General features: G+C 64.0%; 17 protein-coding genes. 8 read left to right on the top strand and 9 right to left on the bottom strand.

The annotated features are described in order from the left end of the window. Positions 1–65: 65 nt before the first annotated feature. The gene (locus NKI19_RS07120; RefSeq protein WP_352490320.1) at positions 66–1,481 is read right to left on the bottom strand and encodes an FAD-binding oxidoreductase; all 1,416 of its coding nucleotides are present in this window, start codon (positions 1,479–1,481) and stop codon (positions 66–68) included. A gap of 119 nt (positions 1,482–1,600) precedes the next feature. On the opposite strand from NKI19_RS07120, the gene NKI19_RS07115 reads away from it, so the two are divergent. Both NKI19_RS07115 and NKI19_RS07110 read left to right on the top strand, forming a co-directional pair. Next, positions 1,601–2,086 carry a thioesterase family protein gene (locus NKI19_RS07115; protein ID WP_352450083.1) on the top strand — a complete coding sequence of 162 codons (486 nt, stop codon included), beginning with the start codon at positions 1,601–1,603 and terminating at the stop codon, positions 2,084–2,086. A gap of 164 nt (positions 2,087–2,250) precedes the next feature. Then, positions 2,251–2,448, top strand: a complete 198-nt coding sequence (locus NKI19_RS07110; RefSeq protein ID WP_023676715.1) for a hypothetical protein — start codon at positions 2,251–2,253, stop codon at positions 2,446–2,448. A 76-nt stretch (positions 2,449–2,524) separates the two neighbouring features. Here the strand turns inward: NKI19_RS07110 and NKI19_RS07105 are convergent, their stop codons facing one another. After that, a complete protein-coding gene (locus NKI19_RS07105; RefSeq protein WP_352490366.1) occupies positions 2,525–3,004 on the bottom strand; it encodes an Lrp/AsnC family transcriptional regulator in 480 nt (159 codons plus the stop codon). A 90-nt stretch (positions 3,005–3,094) separates the two neighbouring features. On the opposite strand from NKI19_RS07105, the gene NKI19_RS07100 reads away from it, so the two are divergent. Next, on the top strand, positions 3,095–3,997 hold the full coding sequence (locus tag NKI19_RS07100) for an EamA family transporter (protein WP_352564501.1): 903 nt from the start codon (positions 3,095–3,097) through the stop codon (positions 3,995–3,997). Here NKI19_RS07100 and NKI19_RS07095 read toward each other — a convergent pair whose 3' ends face one another. Next, complete coding sequence (locus NKI19_RS07095; RefSeq protein WP_352490322.1) at positions 3,998–4,897, bottom strand: dienelactone hydrolase family protein; 900 nt, start codon at positions 4,895–4,897, stop codon at positions 3,998–4,000. A gap of 257 nt (positions 4,898–5,154) precedes the next feature. Between NKI19_RS07095 and NKI19_RS07090 the strand changes: the two genes are divergently transcribed. Both NKI19_RS07090 and NKI19_RS07085 read left to right on the top strand, forming a co-directional pair. Further along, complete coding sequence (locus NKI19_RS07090; protein ID WP_352490323.1) at positions 5,155–5,295, top strand: hypothetical protein; 141 nt, start codon at positions 5,155–5,157, stop codon at positions 5,293–5,295. A 9-nt stretch (positions 5,296–5,304) separates the two neighbouring features. Continuing rightward, complete coding sequence (locus tag NKI19_RS07085; RefSeq protein ID WP_352490324.1) at positions 5,305–5,736, top strand: hypothetical protein; 432 nt, start codon at positions 5,305–5,307, stop codon at positions 5,734–5,736. Between the two features lie 10 nt (positions 5,737–5,746). Here NKI19_RS07085 and NKI19_RS07080 read toward each other — a convergent pair whose 3' ends face one another. Continuing rightward, entirely contained in the window at positions 5,747–8,059 is a 2,313-nt protein-coding gene (locus tag NKI19_RS07080; RefSeq protein ID WP_352490325.1) for a glucose/quinate/shikimate family membrane-bound PQQ-dependent dehydrogenase, read from the bottom strand. A gap of 296 nt (positions 8,060–8,355) precedes the next feature. Here NKI19_RS07080 and NKI19_RS07075 point away from each other — a divergent pair, with 296 nt between their 5' ends. Both NKI19_RS07075 and NKI19_RS07070 read left to right on the top strand, forming a co-directional pair. After that, positions 8,356–9,162, top strand: a complete 807-nt coding sequence (locus NKI19_RS07075; RefSeq protein ID WP_352564500.1) for a DUF2059 domain-containing protein — start codon at positions 8,356–8,358, stop codon at positions 9,160–9,162. 92 nt (positions 9,163–9,254) lie between these two features. After that, positions 9,255–11,957, top strand: a complete 2,703-nt coding sequence (locus NKI19_RS07070) for an ATP-dependent helicase (protein ID WP_352490327.1) — start codon at positions 9,255–9,257, stop codon at positions 11,955–11,957. A 12-nt stretch (positions 11,958–11,969) separates the two neighbouring features. On the opposite strand, the gene NKI19_RS07065 is transcribed toward NKI19_RS07070, so the two are convergent. The 5 genes from NKI19_RS07065 to NKI19_RS07045 form a co-directional block, all read right to left on the bottom strand. Continuing rightward, positions 11,970–13,013 carry an ABC transporter permease gene (locus NKI19_RS07065; protein ID WP_352490328.1) on the bottom strand — a complete coding sequence of 348 codons (1,044 nt, stop codon included), beginning with the start codon at positions 13,011–13,013 and terminating at the stop codon, positions 11,970–11,972. Further along, the gene (locus NKI19_RS07060) at positions 13,010–13,801 is read right to left on the bottom strand and encodes an ATP-binding cassette domain-containing protein (protein ID WP_352709666.1); all 792 of its coding nucleotides are present in this window, start codon (positions 13,799–13,801) and stop codon (positions 13,010–13,012) included. The genes NKI19_RS07065 and NKI19_RS07060 overlap by 4 nt, the downstream gene beginning before the upstream one ends. A gap of 83 nt (positions 13,802–13,884) precedes the next feature. Beyond that, entirely contained in the window at positions 13,885–14,892 is a 1,008-nt protein-coding gene (locus tag NKI19_RS07055; protein WP_352490330.1) for a substrate-binding domain-containing protein, read from the bottom strand. Between the two features lie 105 nt (positions 14,893–14,997). Beyond that, positions 14,998–15,903: a sugar phosphate isomerase/epimerase family protein gene (locus NKI19_RS07050; protein ID WP_352490367.1), complete on the bottom strand. Its 906-nt coding sequence runs from the start codon at positions 15,901–15,903 to the stop codon at positions 14,998–15,000. Further along, positions 15,903–16,937: a Gfo/Idh/MocA family protein gene (locus tag NKI19_RS07045; protein WP_352490331.1), complete on the bottom strand. Its 1,035-nt coding sequence runs from the start codon at positions 16,935–16,937 to the stop codon at positions 15,903–15,905. The genes NKI19_RS07050 and NKI19_RS07045 overlap by 1 nt, the downstream gene beginning before the upstream one ends. Before the next feature lie 193 nt (positions 16,938–17,130). On the opposite strand from NKI19_RS07045, the gene NKI19_RS07040 reads away from it, so the two are divergent. Next, positions 17,131–18,156: a LacI family DNA-binding transcriptional regulator gene (locus NKI19_RS07040; protein ID WP_352490332.1), complete on the top strand. Its 1,026-nt coding sequence runs from the start codon at positions 17,131–17,133 to the stop codon at positions 18,154–18,156. Positions 18,157–18,163 lie beyond the last annotated feature (7 nt).

Below are 18,163 nucleotides of genomic sequence, written 5' to 3'. Positions count from 1 at the left end.
GTGGCACTCTACCCGCATCAGCGTGTCGATAAAGAGGCAAATAGGGGCGCGCCGGCGGCCCGATGTCAGTCCTTTCCCGGCAATATCTTGCCCGGGTTCATTATGTTCAGCGGATCGAGCGCCTGCTTGATCGTGCGCATGATGTCGACGCCATGACCAAGCTCATGCCGCAGGAAGCCGATCTTGCCCTGCCCTATGCCGTGCTCACCAGTGCAGGTGCCGTCCATGGCGATGGCGCGCATATTGAGCCGCGCCACGAATTTTTCCGCCAGCGCGATCTCCTTCGGGTCGTCCACGTCCATCAGCACCAGCACATGGAAATTGCCGTCGCCGGCATGGCCGACGATCGGTGCGATCAGGCCCATCTCGGCGATATCCGCCTCGGTCTCGGTGACACATTCGGCAAAGCGCGAGATCGGCACGCAGACATCGGTCGACAGGCCCTTGGCGCCCGGCCGCAGCGTCAGCGACGACCAGTAGGCATCGTGCCTGGCCTTCCACAATTTCGTCCGCTCTTCGGCGACGCTCGTCCACAGGAACGGGCCGCCGCCATTTTCCTCGGCGATCATGCCGAACGTCTCGGCCTGTTCGGCAACGCTGGCATCGCTGCCGTGGAACTCGACGAACAGGCACGGGCTCTCCGGATAGTCGAGCTTCGAATAGGTCTTCATCGCCCGCATCTGCAGCGCGTTGACCAGTTCGATGCGCGCCACCGGAATGCCCATCTGGATGGTCGCGATCACCGCGTTGCAAGCCGCCTCGACGCTGGGAAACGGGCAGACGCCGCCCGAAATCGCCTGCGGAATGCCCTGCAGCTTCAAGGTCAACTGGGTGATGATGCCAAGCGTGCCCTCCGAACCGATCAGCAGCCGCGTCAGATCATAGCCGGCCGAGCTTTTCTTGGCGCGCTTGCCGGTCGTCACTGCTTCGCCGTCGGCCATCACCGCCGTCAGCGACAGGACGTTCTCGCGCATCGTGCCGTAGCGCACCGCGTTGGTGCCCGACGCACGCGTCGCAGCCATGCCGCCGAGCGAGGCGTTGGCGCCCGGATCGATCGGAAAGAACAGGCCGGTGTCGCGCAGGTGCCGGTTCAGATCCTCGCGCGTCACACCGGGCTCGATGGTGCAATCGAGATCCTGCGGATTGACCGCAATGATGCGGTTCATGCGTGACGTATCGAGTGAGATGCCGCCGCCCGGCGCATTGGTGTGGCCCTCCAGCGAAGAGCCGACGCCGAAGGCAATCACCGGCACGCGATGTGCCGCGCATGCGCGCACGATTTCCTGCACCTCCTCCGTCGTCTCGGCAAAGGCGACACCGTCCGGCGCCTGCGTCGGGATATAGGTCGTGGTGTGCGCGTGCTGGGCGCGGATCGCCTGGCCGGTCTGGAATCGCTCGCCGAGCCGCTGCTTGAGGATGCCGAGTACGGCGGCGATCCCTTCTTCATTGCGCTCGACCGGATTGAGGTCGCTTAGAGCCATCGATTCCTCCGCGAATGGACCAGCGTCCACCCTTGTTCTGCATCTAGGGATGCGTAGTCTCACCAACCACGCTCTGTCCAGTCCACGCTCATCCCGGCATGACGAGAAGGAAGTTTCCAATGCCCATTCCCGCCCCTTTCGTCTCTCGCGCCATGGACATCGAGGAGGCCTGGATCGACTACAACGGCCATCTCAACATGGCCTACTACAACGTGCTTTTCGACCGTTGTTCCGACGAAGCCTTCGAGATGATGGGGATGGGGCCGGATTATGTGAAAGAACGACGGCTCACCATCTACACCGCGGAGGTCCATGTCTGCTACGTCCAGGAACTGCATCTCGACCACAAGGTCACGGTCTCGTTCCAACTCCTCGACCATGACGAGAAGCGGCTGAGGGCCTATCAGGAAATCCGCCATCTGGATGGCTGGCTCGCCGCCACCTCCGAAACGCTGTCGCTGCATGTCGACATGGCTGGCCCGAAGGTCGCGCCCTTCCCCGCCGACGTCCTGGCCAGGGTGGAAGCGATGCGCGCCGCCCACGCCGCGCTGCCGATGCCGGAGCGCGCCGGCCGCTCGATCGGTATTCGTCGTAAGCCGGCTTGAACCAAGAGAGCGCTTGAACCACGGGCCAACCGCCGTTAACCTTACCGAGGTTTTAACGTGAACAAGCCGAATTGAGACGTTGAACGACTCAGCGCGGCGTTGGAAAACCATCCGCATCGAATTGCGATACGGGCGGCGGAGCAGCAGCGGTTCGGGGAACGTGCATGAAAACCGACATCAAGGTCGAGGCGGACAGGCTGGCGGCTGATCCACGCATCACCGACTATGATTTCTGGCGCTCGCTGAAGAACCTCAATAACGAGATCTTCCACATCGCCAACAACAACGAGCCGATCCCTTTCGCCATGATCCGCTGGCGCGCCATCCTGAAGCAGGCGCGGATGAAACGCGGCCACGCCTGAACGGTGCGGGAAGAAACAGACCGGCCGTCCGGTTTGCATTTCTGATGATGTGCTGGCCGACGAACGACCCCAACCCTCAAGGCAGCCGCTTCACTGCACCCAGCGGCGATCGCGGCACCACCGGTGACGACTGGATGATCGCCGTGTTGGTCATCGCATAGGGAATGATGCGGTCGATCACCCGTTCGAGCTCGGCAACCGAGCCGACATGCGCCAGCGCGATGAAGCAGTCCTCGCCGGTCACCCGGTCGCATTGGGCGATTTCCGGCAGGTCGCGGATGATGTCGGCCACCACGGCGAGCTGTCCCGGCACCGGCCTGATGCGCAGCCACGCCGACAGCTTCATGCCGAGCGCGGCCGGATTGATGCGCACCGTATAGGCCTCGATCACGCCGCTTTCCTGCAGCCGCTTGATGCGCTCGGCAACGCTCGGCGCCGACAGGCCGACCGAGCGCGCCAGTTCGGCGGTGCTGGTGCGCGCATCCTTCTCCAGCAGGCGCAGGATTTTCAGGTCTGCCGGGTCCAGATCGCTATTTTCATTTCGAAGGCGTTTCAGCGGAATGCTCCTTGCTTTCGGAAAGGAAATGGCCGCAATGACCGGCCATCATCCATATCAATGGCAAAAATCGCCTGTGATACTGATCCCATGGAAGATCGGACGCAAGCCCCGGCAGCAAGTCCGGCACTGGCCGGCCCCGCCTTTACCTTGGCAAACGCGGTCCCGCCGCATCTCTGGTTCGGCGTCAGCGCCGTGTTCCACTATCTCGGACCGGCCTTCGCGGTGCTGCTGTTCCCGCATGTCGGCGTGCTCGGCATGGCTTGGCTGCGCATCGCCACCGCTGCACTCGTCTTTGCCCCATTGACCCGTCCATGGGCGGTCTTCGCCCGCGCCGATCGCTCGACGCGATTGTTGCTTGTGGCTTTCGGCGTCTGCCTTGGGGTGATGAATTGCTCGTTTTACCTGGCGCTCGACCGGCTGCCGATCTCGCTGGTGGCGGCGATCGAATTCGTCGGCACCATCGGCGTCGCGCTTGTCGGCCTCAGAAGCCCGCGCAATCTCGTCGCCCTTGCTGTCGCCGTCGCCGGCACCTTGCTGCTGATCGACGTCAAATGGTCGAGCGATCCCGTCGGCCTGTTCTGGGCTTTCCTCAATGGCGCGCTGTTCGTTGGCTATATCGTGCTCGGCCACCGCGTCGCGCGCGCCGGCGCCGGCGCCGGCATCGCCGGGCTGGGTGCCGCCATGGCGGTCGCCCTTCTCGTCGTACTGCCGATCGGTTTTGCCGATGCACTGCCGGCTTTTTCGGCGCCGCCGCTGCTGCTTGCAGCGGTCGGCGTCGGCATCTGCTCGTCGGTCATTCCCTATGTTTGCGACCAGCTTGCCATGTCGCGGCTGCCGCGCTCCAGCTTCGCGCTGATGCTGTCTTTGCTGCCGGTCACCGCGACGTTGATCGGCGTCATTGTGCTGCGGCAGGTGCCGAGCCTCACCGACTGCATCGGCATCGCGCTGGTGGTGGCCGGCGTTGCATTTCACAAACCGGCGCCCGCCTGATCAGGCCAGCTTCTCCTTGAGGAAGGCGATCGTCCGGCCCCAGGCGAGATCGGCCGCCTTCTTGTCGTAGCGGGCCGCCGACGTGTCGTTGTTGAAGGCATGGTTGGCGCCTTCATAGACAAAGACCGAGTATTCGACATGGGCCGCGTCGAGTTCCTTCTTGAAGGCGTCGATGCCGGCATTGGTGCGGGTGTCGAGGCCCGCATAATGCAGCATGAGCGCAGCCTTGATCTTCGGCACGTCCTGGGCCTTCGGCTGCATGCCGTAATAGGCGACGGCGGCGGCGAGGTCCGGCGCGTTGACGGCCAGCATGTTCACCGTGCCGCCGCCCCAGCAGAAGCCGACGGCGCCGACCTTGCCGTTGCCGTCCTTGTAGCCCTTGAGGTAGGCGACCGTTGCGACGGCATTGGCGGCGACCTGTGCTGGATCGAGCTGGGAAAACAGGTCACGTGCCCTGTTTTCATCGTCCGGCGTGCCGCCGAGGGGTGTCATGAAGTCCGGTGCGAGGGCTACGAACCCTTCCAGCGCCACGCGCCGCGCCACATCGCGAATATGCGGGTTGAGGCCCCTGTTCTCATGCACCACGATGACGGTGCCGAGTTTGCCGGTCTGGTCCGCCGGCTTGACCAGATAGCCCTTCATCTGGCCGCCGCTGCCGGGATAGCTGATGTCCTCGCCTTTCACACGCGGATCGTCTTCCGCAACAATAGCCGCCTGGGCCGAGTTCGCCGCCAGTAGCGGCGCGATCGCGGCCGCTGCCGCACCCGATCCGGCAAGCCTAGTCAATTGCTCCATGAAGCGGCGGCGGTCGAGCGTCAGATGCGTGTATTCATCATAGGCATCGATCATCGCCTGAGTAATCACAGGCTCGGTGGAAGTGGGTCCGGCAGATGTTGTCATGGCGCGCTCCTCCTCGGCCCCCCGCGGCAACATAGAGCCGAAGCTTGCCTGGTCCAGTCACGGCTAAGTGAGGCTGCCATAAGTCCCTGCACGGAGGCCGTGATGCCGTGCGCCGCACTGTCGTTAAATTTTGGTCCTTTGTGGCAATGCTAAATGCACGCACCACGATGTAAAAGAAGGGCTATGCGTTACTCGGGCCATTTGAATGGCCATTTGGCGGGAAAAGAATGCCTGATTGACTACGAAGGAATACGCCAATGACCTTTCCCTCCGCGCTTCTGGCAAGTGGGTTCGCACTCGCCGCTATGACTTTGCTGGCGCTGCGGTTCACCGCCTTCAAACGATCGTTGGTCAAGGTCCGCGCCAATCGGCACCCGCCCGCAAACACCAAAGCCTGAGGAAAGATCATGGACGTTCAGGACATCATCAACACCGTCTCCCAGAAGTCCGGTCTCAACCATGCTTTGACGGAAAAGATCGCCGGCACGATTTTCTCGGTGCTCGAACACGAGGCGGAAGGCACGACCCTGTCCAGCTTCTTCGCCAAGATCCCGGGAGCCGACACCCTGGCCAAGCAATATGATGTCATGGCTCCTGGCGCAGCTTCCGGTGGTGGCCTCCTGTCCTCGCTGGAGGGCGCGCTCGGTGGCGCTCTCGGCGAAAAGACCGGCGCGCTGATCAACGGCGTCGCCATACTCAAGGCATCGGGCCTCACGCTGGCACAGATCAGCCAGGCCGGCACGATGCTGGTCCAGCAGGCCGAGTCAACCGCCGGGCCTCAGCTGACCAGTGAGGTACTTGCATCGGTACCCGACCTGAAAGGGCATCTCGGGCTCTGAAGGAACTTCTCTATTTCGGCAGCGTATAGGCCATCACATAATCGCCCGGCTTGGTGCCGACCGAGCCGTGGCCGCCGGCAACGATGACGACGAACTGGCGTCCATCGGCTACCGTGTAGGTCATCGGTGTCGACTGCCCGCCGGCAGGCAGCCGCGCCTGCCACAGCTGCTTGCCGGTCGTCAGGTCATAAGCGCGCACATAGTCATCGACCGCCGCACCGAGAAAGGCGACGCCACCGGCTGTGATCATCGGCCCGCCAATGCCGGGCACGCCGACCTTGAACGGCAGCGGCAGCGGCGTCATGTCGTAGACGGTGCCGTTGCGATGCTTGTAGACGATCTTGCCGGTCCGAAGGTCGGCGCCCGCCACATAGCCCCAGGGCGGCGCCTGGCAGGGAATGCCGAGCGGCGACAGGAACGGCTTCAATATGACTGCGTAAGGCGCACCTTCATTGCGGTTCAGGCCCTGTTCGCTGCCCTTGGTGTCGCCGGGCGGCGGCACGTCGGCGCGCGGCACCAGCTTGGAGATGAACGCCAGGTATGTCGGCATGCCGAACATCACTTGCCGGACCGGATCGACTGCCACGCCGCCCCAGTTGAAGGTGCCGAAATTGCCGGGGTAGATCAGCGAGCCCTGCAGTGACGGCGGCGTATAGCGGCCCTCATAGCGCAGCTTCCGAAGCTCGATCCGGCAGGCCAGCTGGTCGAACATGGTGATGCCCCACATGTCGGCGCCAGTCAGCGGTTTCGGACTGAAGCTCAGGTCCGAGAGCGGCTGCGTCGGCGAGGTATGGTCGCCTTCGATCGCGCCGCCCGGCGCCGGTAGTTCCTTGACCGGAACGATCGGCTCGCCGCTGCGCCGGTCGAGCACATAAAGGTCGCCCTGCTTGGTCGGCCCGACCAGCGCCGGCACCACGCCACTTTCCGTGGTGATGTCGACCAGCGTCGGCTGCGCCGGCACGTCCATGTCCCAGAGATCGTGGTGCACGGTCTGCCGCACCCAGCGCAATTGTCCGCTGTTGAGATCGAGCGCGGTGATCGAAGAGGAGAATTTCTCGTCATTGGCGCTGCGCCCGGCGCCGAGCTGGTCCGGCGTCTTGTTGCCGAGCGGCACATAGAGCAGGCCGAGCTTTTCGTCGGCGCTCGCCGTCGACCACATGTTGGGTGAGTTGTTGGTGTAGGTCTGGCCCGGCGGCAGCGGCGTCGTCTGGTCCGGATTGCCGGAATCCCAGTTCCACAACAGCGCGCCGGTGTCGGCATCGTAGGCACGGATAACGCCGGACGGCTCCTGCGTCGAATAATTGTCGTTGACCGCGCCGCCGACGATGATCTTGTTGGCGACGATCAGCGGGGCCGAGGTCGAATAATAATAGCCCGGCTTCGGATATGGCATGTTGGCGAGCAGGTTCAGCGTGCCACCTTCGGCGAAAGTCGGGCAGACCTGGCCATTCGCGGCATCGAGCGCGATCAGCCGGGCGTCGGATGTCGGCAGGTAGATGCGTGTGGCGCAGGGCTGGCCGGCGGCGATCTTGGCGTCGGAATAATACGACACGCCGCGGCAGGTCTGGTGCTGGCGGTCCTTGTTGAGCTTGACCTGCGGATCGAAGCGCCATTTCTCCTTACCGCTCGCGGCATCGATGGCGATGGCGAAATTATGCGGCGTGCAAATATAGAGCGTGTCGGCAATCTTCAGCGGCGTCACCTGATAGGTCGTCTCGCCGATGTCGTCGGGCCCTTTCACGTCGCCGGTGCGATAGGTCCAGGCCGGCTGCAGATTGGCAACGTTTTCGGCGGTGATCTGGTCGAGCGGCGAATAGCGCTGGCCATATTGCGTGCGACCGTAATAGTGCCATTCGCCAGCCGGCACGTTGCCGCCGAGGTCGGCCGTCGGCGTCACCTTGTCGGTGTTGAGTTCACCCGCAATATCCTTTGGATCGACCGTCATCGAATAGCCGGCGACGGCAAGCGAGGCCAGCACGGCGAGGATCAGCGGCGCGCGTCCGTCGGGACCGGTAAGCCCGCGCCGCGCCCATGGCGTCAATAGCCACAGCGCTATAAGCACGATGATGCCGCCGCGCGGGCCGAGCTCCCACCAGTCGAAGCCGATCTCCCAGACCGCCCAGGCGAGCGTGCCGAGCACGATCGCCGCATACAGCCACAGCGCCGTGGATCTGCGCCTGTAGAGCAGCCAGGCGGCGACAAGGAAAGCTAGACCGGCGATGACGTAATACCAGCTGCCGCCCAGCGTCACGAGCCAGATGCCGCCGCCGCCAAGCGCCAGGCCGATGAGAAAAAGGATCAGGGAGGTGATGACCACAGCCAAGACGGTGCTCCTTCGACTGGTGCGCTTCGCGACGCGTCCATGGGCAACCCCGCATTGCGTTCCTGCCCCCACGCAACTTTCTCCGGCCCGCCTTGTGTGTCAAGCGAGCTCGAAGCAATCCATGATCGGACCAACAACGACGCTGCTGATTTTGGCGCTGCGGGCAAACTCGAGGCCACACGCTAAAGTAGCGATCTCACCTTGCCGGTAACCAGGTTTTCCACCAATCTGGCTTGAGCCACCAAAGCCTTGGAGCAACCAGAGTGACGTCATTCCTTGTGCCTACGACGCGAGCAGTGCTTATCGTATACGCTCTCCTTCTCGGGCTGGTCGCCGGGACAGTGGCCGCACCAGCACAGACGATCGGCGAGATCAACAGGGCAAACGGCCTTCACGAGATGCTGATGGGCATCGGCCCCAGTATCGCCAATGGCATAAACTCCATACCGGGACCTCTGTCGAAAAATTTTCAGGAGGCCTGGTCGGAGGCGATGGAAGGCTCCTTCGACGCGGCCAAAATGGAGACGGCCGTCGAATCGCACATGGCGGACAAGCTGACCGCTGCCGATCTATCCGATCTTGCCGCGTTCTACGCTTCGGCTTTGGGCAAACGCGTTACCGCTCTGGAAATTCAATCGTCTGGTTCTGAGGGTAAGGAAAGAAAGAGGACAGATGGCCACCGCATCCTCGCCGAGCTGCCATCCAAGGATCCGGTCCGTCTCGAGTTGTACAGGAAGATCATGGATGACATCAGCGCCGTCGACACGGGCGAAGCAATGGCGCTGAATATAGGCTACGCGATGTTTTCGGGCGTGGTGGGAGCGGCAGGAAAACCCCTCCCGGACGACCAGATCATGGCTCTGGTGCACCGGCAATACGCAAGCATTCGCCAGAAAATCGAACAAAACGTCATGGAAGGTGCCGCCTACACGTACAGAGATCTGCCGCTTGAAGATCTCAAGCTCTATTCGACATTCCTGGCGTCGCCCGCCGGCAGCCGCTACTACGATCAAATGCTGGCCGCTCTGAGCGCGGTGATAGCAGGGGAAGCGCGCTCGTTCGGACACCGGTTGTTCGTAGCGCTGGGTTACGGCAAGGCCTGAGCAGGCGGGTATCGCACCGCTCGGGTGCTTTACCAGAACAAAACGGAGACACTTCTGGCCTTTCGCTGCCGAATCACTACATTCGGGGGGAGATGTCCGGGTTTTCGGAAGACATGCCCTTTTTTGACGAACCGAACGCGCGGCCCGTGGCCCCGTCGGGCATTGCCGCGCGCGCCATGGCTGCCCGCAGCAACCAGAACAACGCGCCCGATTATCTCAACGGCCTCAACCCCGAGCAGCGGCTGGCAGTAGAAACCACCGAAGGCCCGGTGCTGGTGCTGGCCGGCGCCGGCACCGGCAAGACGCGGGTGCTCACCACCCGCATCGCCCACATCCTTGCCACCGGCAAGGCCTTTCCCTCGCAGATCCTTGCAGTGACCTTCACCAACAAGGCGGCGCGCGAGATGAAGCAGCGTATTGGCCTGTTGATCGGTGACGGCAATGTCGAGGGCATGCCGTGGCTCGGCACCTTCCACTCGATTGGAGTGAAGCTGCTGCGCCGACATGCCGAGCTGGCCGGGCTCAAATCCGACTTCACCATTCTCGACACCGATGATGTCGTACGGCTGATCAAGCAGCTCATCCAGGCCGAAGGGCTGGACGACAAGCGCTGGCCGGCCAAGCAGTTCGCCCAGATGATCGACGGCTGGAAGAACAAGGGCCTCGGTCCCGCCGACATCCCCGAGGGCGATGCCCGTGCCTTCGCCAACGGCAAGGGCCGCGAGCTCTACAAGGCCTATCAGGAGCGGCTGAAAACGCTGAACGCTTGCGACTTCGGCGATCTGCTCTGCCACCCGATCCGCATCTTCCGCGCCAATCCGGACGTGCTGAAGGAATACCACAGGCGCTTCCGCTACATCCTGGTCGACGAGTATCAGGACACCAACACCGCCCAGTACATGTGGCTGCGCCTGCTGGCACAGCGGCCTCAATCCTCCCCCCTTGAGGGGGAGGTGCCCGCGAAGCGGGCCGAGGGGATTGCCGCAGAAGGCACCGCCGATGCGTCGAGCACTGCCGCACGGACCCCACCCGGCCGGGCTTTGCCCGGCCACCCTCCCCTCAAGGGGGAGGGAAATCCGCGCCCAGCCACCGTAAATATCTGCTGCGTCGGCGACGACGATCAATCGATCTATGGCTGGCGCGGCGCCGAGGTCGACAACATCCTGCGCTTCGACAAGGATTTTCCCGGCGCCACCATCATCCGGCTGGAGCGCAACTACCGCTCGACCGCGCACATCCTCGGCACCGCCTCGCATCTCATCGCCCACAATGAGGGCCGGTTCGGCAAGACGCTGTTCACCGAAAAGATCGCCGAGGAGGACGAGAAGGTGCATGTCCACGCCGCCTGGGATTCCGAAGAGGAGGCCCGCGCCGTCGGCGAGACCATCGAGTCCTACCAGCGCCAGAAGCACAATCTCAACGACATGGCGATCCTCGTGCGCGCCTCCTTCCAGATGCGCGAATTCGAGGACCGCTTCGTCACGCTCGGCCTCAACTATCGCGTCATCGGCGGCCCGCGCTTCTACGAGCGGCTCGAGATCCGCGACGCACTGGCCTTCTTCCGCGTCGTCGCGCAAGGCGCCGACGACCTCGCCTTCGAGCGCATCGTCAACGTGCCGAAGCGCGGCTTGGGCGAGGCCACCATCCGCCAGATCCACGACACCGCCAGGGCGCTCCGCATCCCGATGTTGGAGGCCGCCGCCAAGCTCGCCGAGAGCGACGAACTGAAGCCCAAGCCGCGTGCAGCGCTGCGCGAAGTCGCGGCCAATTTCGAGCGCTGGCAGAAGGCGCTGGAAACCACGCCGCACACCGAACTCGCCGAGACCATTCTCGAGGAGAGCGGCTACACCGACATGTGGAAGAACGACCGTTCGGTCGAAGCGCCCGGCCGCCTCGAGAACTTAAAAGAACTGATCCGCTCCATGGAGGAGTACGAATCGCTGCGCTCCTTCCTCGAACATGTCGCCCTGGTAATGGACGCCGAGCAGAACGCCGAGCTCGACGCCGTCAACATCATGACGCTGCATTCGGCCAAGGGCCTCGAATTCGAAACCGTGTTCCTGCCCGGCTGGGAAGAAGGCCTGTTCCCGCACCAGCGTTCCCTGGACGAGGGCGGCCGCTCCGGGCTGGAGGAGGAACGCCGCCTCGCCTATGTCGGCCTGACGCGGGCCAAGAAGAACCTGCACATCTGGTTCGTCTCCAACCGCCGCATCCACGGCCTCTGGCAGTCGACCATCCCGTCGCGCTTTCTCGACGAACTGCCCGAAACCCATGTCGAGGTCGCCGAGAGCGGCAACTCCTATGGCGGCTATGGCAATGCCTATGGAGGCGGCTCGTTCGCCTCCGGTCGTGGCGGCCAAGGGGCAGGCAGGCAGAACCCTTATGGGGCGTCGCGCTTCGACAACCTTGGCGGCAACAACGGTGCTGAAAAATCCGGCGCTTTCTCCAGCACCTATGCGACACCGGGCTGGCAGCGCGCTCAGGCCAACCGCACCGAGGCGACCGACCGCAATTGGGGCACCCGCTCCGGCCACCAGGTCGAGCGCATCGGCTATGGCGAAACCGACTCCGGCTACGGCGCCGGCCGCACCAGCGTCAAGGGCCGCACCATCGACGGCGAGCTGGTCGCCAAATCCGTCGCCGACACGCCGTCCCCCTTCAATGTCGGCGACCGCGTCTTCCACCAGAAATTCGGCAACGGCAACATCTCCGCCATCGAAGGCAACAAGCTGACCATCGACTTCGACAAAGCCGGCCAGAAACGCGTGCTGGACGGGTTTGTCACGGGAGTGTGAGGTCGCCTATCGCTAGCGATACCGCGCCTGGTTCCACTTATGGCCGAGCAGCGACAGGATGATGATCAGGCCGTTGAAGAACTGGACGTAGAAGCCGCTCAGTCCCGCCGCCACCACGCCGGTCTGGATGAAGGAGACGGTGACCGCGCCGATCGCGCCGCCGACGACGGTGCCGATGCCGCCCCAGGTCGGGGTGCCGCCGACGAACACCGATGCCAGCACCGGTAAGAGATAGCCGTCGCCGGCCGTCGGCCACCAGGTGAAGTTGATCATCACCGAAAACGTGCCGGCGATTGCCGCGCCGATGCCGACGAAGACGAACACCTTCACCCTGACGCGCTTGACGTCGATGCCCATCTGCTGGGCGCTGTCGGGATTGTCGCCGACCACCTTGACCTGCGCGCCGAAGCGATGGCGGTTGTAAAGCAGCGCCGACAGCACGACGAAGCCGATGGCCCAGAAGATCTGCACCGGAATGCCGTAAAGCTGGCTGGAGAAGATCTTGTAGGCCCAGCTGTCGGCAAGGCCGGTCAGCGCCGTCGACCTGCCCTCGTTGATGATCTGGATCAGGCCGCGCAGCAGGAAATTCATGCCGAGCGTGGCGATCAGCGACGACAGCCCGCCATAGACGACCAGCGAGCCGACCAGGAAGCCGAGAAGCATGCCGGTGACCATTGCGGCGGCGATGCCGACGAACGGGTCGTAGCCCGCCTGCACGACCAGCGCGAACACCCATGAGGCGAAGCCCATCGTCGCTGGAAACGACAGGTCGATCTCGCCGCAGGTGACGACGAAGACCAGCGGCACCACCACGAACAGCGCCACGGGCAGCGTGGTCAGCACGGAACTATAGAGATACCAGCTGGTGAAGACCGTCGGATTGGCGATCATGAACACGGCCATCATGACGATGAACACCGCAAGCGTGCCGAGAGCGGCGCGGTTGTCGAGGACAAAACCGCGCATCCAGTAATCGGACGGGTGCTTCCATGCCTTCCGGGCGGCTTCGCCGCTCCCGAGAGGGGTCTGCAGATCGGGCTCCATTGTCTTGCTCATCGCGCTGCCTGCTCCCCGGAGTCGTGCAATCCCGCCAGTCCGCCGGGATGTGCCACGTCTTCCATGAAATTGATGAGGTCTTCGGCCGACTTGACCTCGCTCCGGTCGGCGCTGAGTGCGACCTTGCCGCGGTCCAGCACGACGAAGCGGTCGGCGATATCGAAGACGTGGTGGATGTTGTGGCCAATGAACAGGATCGACCGGCCGCTCGCCCGCACCTGGCGCACGAAATGAAAAACCTTCGCCGTTTCGGTCAGTGACAGCGCCGTCGTCGGCTCGTCGAGAATGATCAGGTCGGCTTGCTTGTAGATGGCGCGGGCGATTGCCACGCCCTGGCGTTCGCCGCCCGACAGCTGGCCGACGATCGACTGCGGCGTAAACACTTTCGAGGTGAAGCCGATTTCGCGCATCAGCCGGCTCGCCTCCGCGATCTCCTTGTTGACCTTCAGGAAGCCAAGCCAGCCCGTGAGCTCGCGGCCCATGAAGATGTTGCGCACGATCGTCTGCTGCACGGCGAGCGCCCGGTCCTGGAACACCGTTTCGATGCCGGCGCCGCGCGAGCGCGCGGCGCTCCACCCGGTCACCGGTTTGCCGCGAATGAGGATTTCGCCGCTGGTCGGCTTGACCACGCCGGAAAGGATCTTGATCAGCGTCGACTTGCCGGCGCCATTGTCGCCGATCAGGCCGACCACCTCGCCGCGGTCGACGCTGAGATTGACGCCGCCAAGTGCATAGACCTGGCCGTAGGACTTGCTGATGTCACGCAGTTCGATGAGGCGTTCGGCCATGGCGGTCCTCGCTTGATTTCGTGCCGGCGTCTTCGCCAGCGGCCCCGCCGGCCGGGCTAAATCCCGGCCGACGGCTTGGGAGGTCAGCGCAGCGCCTGCTTGGCCAGCTCGGCAACAATCTCGTAATTCTGCGGCGTGACGAAGCCGGCGCCGGTGTCGACATTCATTGGCGCCAAACCCAGCACCACTTGCTGGCAGAGGCTGAGGATCGGCAGATAGCCCTGCAGGAACGGCTGCTGGTCGGCCGTCAGCTGCACCCAGCCGCCCTTGAAGCCCTCGACGATCTGCGGGCTGGTGTCGAAACCAAAGTTGAAGATGTCGCCCGGCTTCCTGCCGGCCGCCTGCATGTAGGTTGGCACATTGCCCAGCAGCTGCCCGCCGGGATAGCCGACCGCCTTGACGTCGGGATTGTTGAGCAGTGCTGCCGTGATCACCGGAATGGCCAGATTGGGGTCGGCTGCCCACTCGGTTTGAGAATTGATTTGAACGACGTCGATGCCGGCCTCTTTCAGTGCGGCGACCGTGCCGCGTTCGCGCGCGCCGCGGCTCTCGTTCTCGAACGGGCCGATCATGATCGCCTTGTCGCCGGCCTTGAGCCCGGCCAGCTTGAACGCCTCGGCGCCGAGCGCGCGGCCCTGCTGCTCCTGCTGGGCGCCGACATAGCCGCCGCCGAACGCCGCCGTGACCGTCGGCACCGGCACGTTCTGGTACATCATCTTGATGCCGTCCTTGTGCGCCTGTTCGGCCAGCGGCATGATCGCGGCGTCGCCTGGGTGGCCCATCATTGCGATGCCTTGGGGCTTGACCGCAACAGCCTCGCGCAACTGCTGGACCATCTTCTCCACGTCCCACCCAGAGAAGATATAGTCGACCTTGGGCCCGAGATCGGCGGCCGCCTGCTTGGCACCATTATAGACGATGGTGCCGAACGCATCGCCCTCCGCCCCGCCGGCGAAGAAACGGATATGGACATCCTTACACCATTGCGCATCGAGCGCCTGCGCTGGCAAGGTCGAGAGTGCGGCGGCGAGCGCCATCGCGGCCGCCGCGACGGTCGAGCGCAGAACTGTCCTTCTCATCGTAATGCTCATGCACTTATCCTCCCTTTATTCCCTCGCTAGCCGAGGGGTTTCGACGATCGCTTCGGCATTGCGCCGTAATCTTTCGCTGGCCGGCACCTCCCGCTGGCCGACTTCTCACGCCGGGTTCGGCAGATAGCTCGCGCCTCCCCGGCATTGCTGGAGATAATCCAGTGCCCGCGCCTGGCCGGTGATCTCGAGATCGCCGCGGTAGACCGGGTCGTGCCAGCCCTCGATGTCGATGGCACCTTTGTAGCCGACCAGCCGCAGCTCGCTGATCACCCGCGTCCAGTCGCTGTCGCCGAAGCCAGGCGTGCGCATCTGAACGAACGGCAGGCGGCCGAACACGCCATGTTCGCGGATCACGTCCCAGCGCACCGTCGCGTCCTTGCCATGGACGTGGAAGATGCGCGGCGCCCATTTGCGGATCTGCGGGATCGGGTCGATCAGGTAGACCAGCTGGTGGCAGGGCTCCCATTCCAGGCCGAGATTGTCGTCCGGCACTTCGTTGAACATCAGCTCCCAGGCGTCTGGATTATGCGCGATGTTCCAGTCGCCGCTGGCCCAGTTGCCGTCCATCGCGCAGTTCTCGAAGGCTATGCGCACGCCCTTGTCTGCGGCACGCTTTGCCAGCTTCCCCCAGACCTCGCGGAAGCGCGGCAGGCTGTCAGGCAGCGGTTTGCCGCGAATGCGGCCGGTAAAGCCGCTGACCATGTTGGTGCCGAACAGATGCGCGTTGTCGATGATCGTTTCCCACGCCTGGAGCACGCCGCGATCGACTTCACCGCTCTCCAGCGGGTTGCCGAACACGCCGATCGACGAGATGACAACATCGGCATCGCCGATCGCCTCGCGGATCTCGCCCGCCAGTCGCGGAATATCCTTGCCGCCCAGCGTCTGCCAGAAAAACGGCTGGATGCTCTCGAAGCCGAGCGGCAGTATCTGCCTGACATAGGCGGCCGGGTCATCGAGATTGGCCTTCACCATTGTGCCGATCCTGATGTCGAGCAGCGGGTTTGGCATCATGATCCTTCCTGTGCAGCGATGGCGACCCGGCGCCCGGTTTCGGCGCTCTCGATCGCAGCGAAAACCATGGCCAGGCTCTTGATGTTGTCGGCGCCGCGCGTCTCCGGCTCGGTGCCAGTTTCGACGGCGCGGACGAAATCCTGGATGATGCCGAGATGGCCGCCGACGCGATCGGCCGGGTCGAGCGGCGGCACGGCTATCGGTTCGGTGCGGTCGAACAGGCCTTCACGGACCGGCCGCACGACTTCCGCCTTCAGCCCGTCCTCGCCGTCCCAGACAATGCTGCCGCGCTCGGCGACGATGCGCCATGTACTGTCCCAGTTGGTACGGAAGCCGGCCGCGCACCAGCTGCCGGCATAGGTGAACAGCTTGCCGCCGCCGAGGTCGAAGCTTGCGGCTGCCGACGACCCTTGCCGATACCAGGAATTGGCCGGCTCCCACTCCTGGCAATAGACGCCGGCCGGTTCGCCGGCCACCATGTAGCGGGCGGCATCGAATGTGTGGATCGCCATATCGAGCAGCAGCACATGGCGCATCTCTTCGCGAAAACCGCCGAAATGCGGCGCTACGAAAAACTCGGCGTGGATGCTGGTCGCAGCACCAATGACGCCGGAATCGAGAAAGCGCCGGATGCGCCTGACGTTGGCGACATAGCGGCGGTTCTGCACGACGGCATGGATACGCCCGGCGCTGCGGGCGGCCTCGACAATGGCACGCGCATTATCCGGGCTGTCGGCCAGCGGCTTTTCGGTCAAGAGATGGCAATGGTGGGCAAAGGCGGAAAGCGCGACCTCGCGGCGGGCGGCGGGAACCACCACGTCGAATACCGCGTCGGGCCTGGTCTGGTCGAGCATGGCGTCGAGATCTGTTCCGATGACGGCGCCGGAAAGCTCGTATTCGCGCGCCCTCGCTCGCGCCCTTTCGGCATCGAGATCGACCAGGCCGACAATGGCGAGCCCGTCGATCTGCCTGGCCGCATCGAGCCAGGCCTTGCTCATCGCTCCGCAGCCGACCAGGACGACATTGATCATCCAGCACTCCTCCCTCGGCCCCTCCAGACCGATCATCACGGCATTCACGGCAGGGCCGTAAACCTTTTTCCGTAAACGTTTACGAGAACACACCCGATGACGTACAATGTCAATTAGCCGGTGCGAAAAATCGTCCTGCCGCCTTGGCCCGAAGAGCCGCCGGTGCTAGCCAAGCAAGGGGGAGAACTGTCCTTTGGCGTCCAGTATTCACGACCTTGCGCGTCACCTGAACATTTCGATCGGCACAGTGTCGCGCGCGCTCAACGGCCGCGCCGATGTCAATGCCGACACGCGCCAGCGCGTGCTCGATGCGGCCAAGAAGCTGAATTATTCGCCGAACCAGTCCGGCCGCAGCCTGCGGCGCGGCGCCACCCATTCAATCGCCTTCATGCTGCAGCCGCATCCGGGCGACCAGGAATATGGCGAGCCGTTCTTCATTCCGTTCCTGACCGGACTGCAGGCCAAGCTCGCCGAAAGCGGCCTCGACCTGATCGTCGTGATGGGTGCGCCGGGCGACTATCAGCAGGAGCGCCTGCGCCGTGTCGTCGAGACACGCCGGGCCGATGCCGTGGTGCTGGCCTGGACGCGGCGCGAGGACGAGCGTATCGACTATTTGACCCAGGCCGGTTTCCCGTTCGCGACGCTCGGCCGCAGCCGCTCCGGCGGCGATTCCTACCCCTCGCTCGACCTCGATTTCGAAAAAGCCGGGGCTGACGCGGTCGATCGCCTCGTCGCACGCGGCCACCGCCGCATCGCCGCCATCCGCCCGTCGCTCGACCTCAATTTCGGCTATCTGTTCCTCGCCGGCTATCGCAAGGCGCTGCGGCGGCATGGCATCGAATTCGACCCCGAACTGATCGCTGACGGCTTCATCAACGAGGCCGGCGGCTACGCGGTGACGCCGAAGGTCATGCGCTCCAAGGACCCGCCGACCGCCATCATCTTCAACAACGACGCGATGGCGCTTGGCGGCTGCAAGGCTCTGGCCGAGGCGGGCATCAGGCCCGGCCACGACATCGCGGTGATCGTCATCGTCGACACGCCGCTCTGCCGCTATTTTTCGCCGGCTCTGACCGGCTTCCGCCCGGCGCTTGAGCCGATGGGCGAGCGGCTGGCCGAAATGCTGCTGGCATCGATCCCGTCCTTCGCCGGCGCCGAAGGCCCCCGCATCATCCGCGAAGTCTGGCCGCTGGAGCTTATCGCGCGCGACAGCGATTGAATCGCGG

The organism is Mesorhizobium sp. M0751 (assembly GCF_040320265.1).
In the GTDB taxonomy this organism is placed as follows: domain Bacteria; phylum Pseudomonadota; class Alphaproteobacteria; order Rhizobiales; family Rhizobiaceae; genus Mesorhizobium.
This window is presented reverse-complemented; position numbering and strand designations above follow the sequence as displayed.